4 protein-coding genes are annotated in these 4,205 nt (G+C 60.9%); all 4 read right to left on the minus strand.

Features of this window, described 5'->3' with window-relative positions; genetic code table 11:
* Window positions 1-1,069: glycosyltransferase family 4 protein (locus tag ACMO6A_RS12425; RefSeq protein WP_418471348.1), on the minus strand; the 1,069-nt coding region annotated here is incomplete at its 3' end.
* A 180-nt stretch (window positions 1,070-1,249) separates the two neighbouring features.
* Window positions 1,250-2,362: a glycosyltransferase family 2 protein gene (locus tag ACMO6A_RS12430; RefSeq protein ID WP_009304078.1), complete on the minus strand. Its 1,113-nt coding sequence runs from the start codon at window positions 2,360-2,362 to the stop codon at window positions 1,250-1,252.
* Between the two features lie 9 nt (window positions 2,363-2,371).
* Window positions 2,372-3,352: a glycosyltransferase gene (locus tag ACMO6A_RS12435; RefSeq protein ID WP_009608216.1), complete on the minus strand. Its 981-nt coding sequence runs from the start codon at window positions 3,350-3,352 to the stop codon at window positions 2,372-2,374.
* A 38-nt stretch (window positions 3,353-3,390) separates the two neighbouring features.
* Window positions 3,391-4,205 (minus strand): DUF6541 family protein (locus ACMO6A_RS12440; protein WP_418471349.1); only part of this gene is annotated, 815 nt, incomplete at its 5' end.

Genomic DNA, 4,205 nt, shown 5'->3' on the forward strand with positions numbered 1-4,205 from the left:
GCTTCAAAACAGGCTTGAACAAACCGAATTTCCAGATAACGAAGAACAAAACCACAGCCAGCACAATGCATACCATCCAGCGCACCGGCCCCGAGAAGCTTCCCATCAGGCAACCTACGAGCACGAGTGCCGCCGAGCAAAGCCACAGCACCGCCACCGAGCGCTTCTGGCTCAACCCTGCGCGCATGAGACGATGATGGATATGCCCCAAATCGGCGTCTTTCACCGGCTGATGCAGACGCTTGCGTCGGACGATAGCCGAGACGGTATCGAGCACGGGAACTCCCGCGATGATAAGCGGCACCAGCATGACCACGAAGCTCTGCGTGCGAACGACGCCCACCACCGACACGATGCCTACGACCAAGCCGAGCAACAGCGATCCGGAATCGCCCATGAACACCGAGGCGGGAAAGAAATTGTAGCGCAGAAACGCAAGGCAGACGGCTATCAGCGCAAGGCAGACGAGCACGAGGGTGAAGCTTCCCCGCATCAAGACAAGGTACAGCAGTCCGCCGGCGACTATGGCCACCAAACCCGAAGCGAGCCCGTCCAGCCCATCGATCAGGTTGGTGATGTTCACGAACACCACGAGGTACAACACGGTCAAAGGATAGTCGATCCAACCGAGCGACAGATAGTCGCCCACGACCAGCGTGCGCACCGCGCCGATGGTGATGCCCGAAAGCGTGACGACCGTCGCGGCCACGATCTGCCCCGCCAGCTTCACGCCGGGCGACAGCTGCGTGATGTCGTCCACCAGACCCACGGTGAACATTGTCGTCACGCCGACGAACAATACGATGTAGTTCACGTCGCTCAAAATATACAGATCATGCAAATCCCAATCGAAGAACCGCACTCCGAGGAACATCGTGAAACATGCCGCGATCAGCCCAACATATAACGCGATGCCTCCGCAACGCGGGATAGGCTCGCGATTCATACGACGATACCCCGGGTAGTCGATAGCACCGATCCGAAATGCGATCTTCTTGGAAACGGGTACCATGCAGTACGCGACCGCAAAGGCCACGGCAAACACGATTACCGCCTGATACCATTCCATGATTGTCCTTGCCGGATATCGCGCAAATGCGCTCGTTCAACGCCCCTATTATAACAGTACGGAAACGAATGCGAGTCGACACGTAAACAGAGCGTCGGGGACGGCGCATCTCAGAATTCAATTGTAGTCCCGAAAAGGGCGAAACGCCGCAAAGCGGATCGTCAACCGCAAACCGCACTCTCACTTCGAGCGCAAACGCTCCTTCAGCCGCCGCACAAGCCACTTGAGCGATCCTTGGGCGTCCTGGAAACCGCACTTCTGCTCCTGGACCTCGGCCGCCTCGATATTGGCGCACGCCAGCAAGAATCGTTCGCGCGAACCCCGCTGGAGCGCTTCGAGCAATTCCCGATAACGATGGTCGAGAATGCGGTCGGCGTCGACGTGCGCCAGGTCGTACGCTTCGAGCCCGCCGGAAGCCAGTCGCTCGTAAGCGACGGCGAACGCGTCGAAGTCGCGATACGTCGGCAAGTTGTAATACACCGCATCGAGCAGCCACGCCTGGTACGCCAAACGCAACGGCTCGTACAAGCCCTCCTCCTGCAGCCACGCGCGCAACGCGGCGAACGCGTCGAGGAAATCGAGCGGATGCCGCCCTTTGTCGACCATCGCGTTCGTGCCGGAGAATTCGCGATGCACCACGAGCGGGCGGGCGATGCGCACGATGCGCCTCGCCGACACTGCCGCAGGCAGCGAATACATCAGGTCCTCCGTCAAGCGCAGCTCCTGAAAGCGGATGCCGCGCTCCTCGAGCAGCGAGCGACGCACCATCTTGTTCCAAGGAACGTTCTGCACCGTCTCGAAGAACAGATCGGGCGCCGTCTCCCACGTGAACGAACCTGCAGGGTACGAGGGGAACGCGTCCTCGTGCCGCATCCCCCATTCGGCCGGATAGGTCCTGCCCGCCCGCTGGTTGTACGTGCGGAACGCTACAAGCGCCATATCTGCCTGCGCGTCGTCGAGCGCTTTCACGCAGCTCGCAAGCATATCGCGGTCGAGGTAGTCGTCCGCATCGAGGCAGTACACGTACCGTCCGCACGCCCGCTCCAGCCCGGCGTTGCGCGCCGCACCTGGTCCCGCGTTCGCCTGGCGAAGCGCCGCCACGCGCCCGTCACGCTGCGCACGCTCTTCCACGATCGCCCAGGTATCGTCCGTCGAACCGTCGTCGACGCAGATCAGTTCGAAATCGCCCATCGTCTGCCCGAGTACGCTGTCGAGGCACTGCGCCACGAACTCCCCCGCGTTGTACGTGGGCACGATAACGGATACGACGGACTGCTTGCCATTGCGTTTCATGAAAGCTTCCTAATATGTTTCCGGATGGTCGGCTGCGAACTTCGCCGCCCCGCTGTCGAGCAATTCGCCGAGAACGTCTCTACTGATAGGATCGAACAGCTGCATATCGAGCTCGCCTGCTTCCCGCGCCGCCGCGTACTCGTCGGCCATGCGCTGCGCGAACGCCTCGTGGGCGCTCGCGTCGATGCGCTCGTAATTCCACCGGTATTTGCTCCATTTGTCCACGTAGAACCATGGCAGCAGCGCGCGGCAGCGGTCAGGACGGGCGCGCAAGAACCGCTCGCAGTCTTCCAGCTCGTCGCACACGACGAACACTTTGTCCGTCGTCTTCACCGACGAACCCGGGTTGTCCATGCGGTAGTGCAGCAGCGGCTTGCGCACCAGCGCGCACCGACGGGCCGCGAACCACGACTTCATCACGAACGACGTGTCCTGAAACGACGCGCCCGGCGTCTCGCGAAAGCGGATGCCCTCATCGTCGAGCCAAGCCTTGCGATAGAGCCCCGTCCAGATCGCGGGGATCGTGCAGACGATGCGCGGCTGCTCGACGGGATCGAAAAGCCTGCCGTAGGGGAAATCGGCGAAGTTGCGTATGCGGTCGTCATGATCCTCGTAGTGCTCGAAAAAGTTGCATTTCACGAGGTCGCAGTCATGTCGCTGCGCCATGCGGAGCAAGCGTTTGAACATGTCGCGCTCAGGGAAGTCGTCGGGCTCAACGATGCCGATGTACGCGCCGCGTGCGGCCTCGATGCCGCAGTTCATAGAAGCGCCGTACCCCGAATTCGGCTTGTCGACGATGACGATGCGCTCGTCCTTCCGCGCCCATTCCTGCAGAATAGACAGCGAGCCGTCGGTCGAACCGTCGTTGACGGCCACGATCTCCAAGTCGCGCAGCCTCTGGGAACACAGCGCCTCAAGGCACTGCGGCAAATAGCGCTCCACGTTGTATATGGGAACCAGCACCGAGACGCTGGGGCAAGCTTGCTGCATCGACTCACCGTCCTTTCTCGAACCTGCATTGTACATGCTTATTGTATGGCATCGCCGCTCGCTATCCGATACAGGCGCATATCGCCCTCGGACAAAACCATCTCGAAACCGGGCGTCTCATCGACCACGCCCTCGATGCCCTCCCAGACAGCCGGATCGTAGAGGAAGAACAGCTCCTTCATGCGCTCGACATCCCGATCGAGAACCAGGAGGTACTCGGCTCCGGTCGTCAGAACCGCGTCTCGCACCGAAGGATTGGACGCCTCGGCAGCCAGCCGACAGCGGATCGTCGAGCTCTCCGGCCGTTCGTCCTCTCCACCGTAACCCGATATGTCGCGATAGTACAGATTCAAATCATCGAGGCTGTATGCGAAAAGCGATCCGTCGTAAGGCTGGTTGACGATAAGCGCCCCGGACGGCACGACCTCTTTCACGTGCTTCGAGAACCGGCTCTTCTCTTCGCTGTAGGCGTTTACCGCCGAACCGTCATTGAGAGCCGTTGCGGTGGCGGCGATGCCCTGGAACGCGCCCTGGCCCAGTCCGAGCGCCCCTCGAACCGGCAAGAAGTTCAATGCGAGGAAGGCGACGGCAACGACGGCCAGAGAAAGCGCCTTCAAACGGTTCTCGCCTGGCGCGCGAACGGATGCAAGAGTCTTCCCGACGATCTTGCACGCGACGTACAGTCCCATCGCCAGAAGCGGAAGAGCCAGTATCCCGGCCAGTGCGGCGGTGCGATAAGGATCGGTGTACCAGAATCCCGACAGCGCGTGTTTGAGCAGGGTATCTCCCTCCACGGCCGAAACGTAATAGATGCAGCATGCCAGAAGATACGAGCACGTCAGCCAAAGATAGC

The organism is Eggerthella sp. (genome assembly GCF_048329335.1).
Lineage (GTDB): Bacteria > Actinomycetota > Coriobacteriia > Coriobacteriales > Eggerthellaceae > Eggerthella > Eggerthella lenta.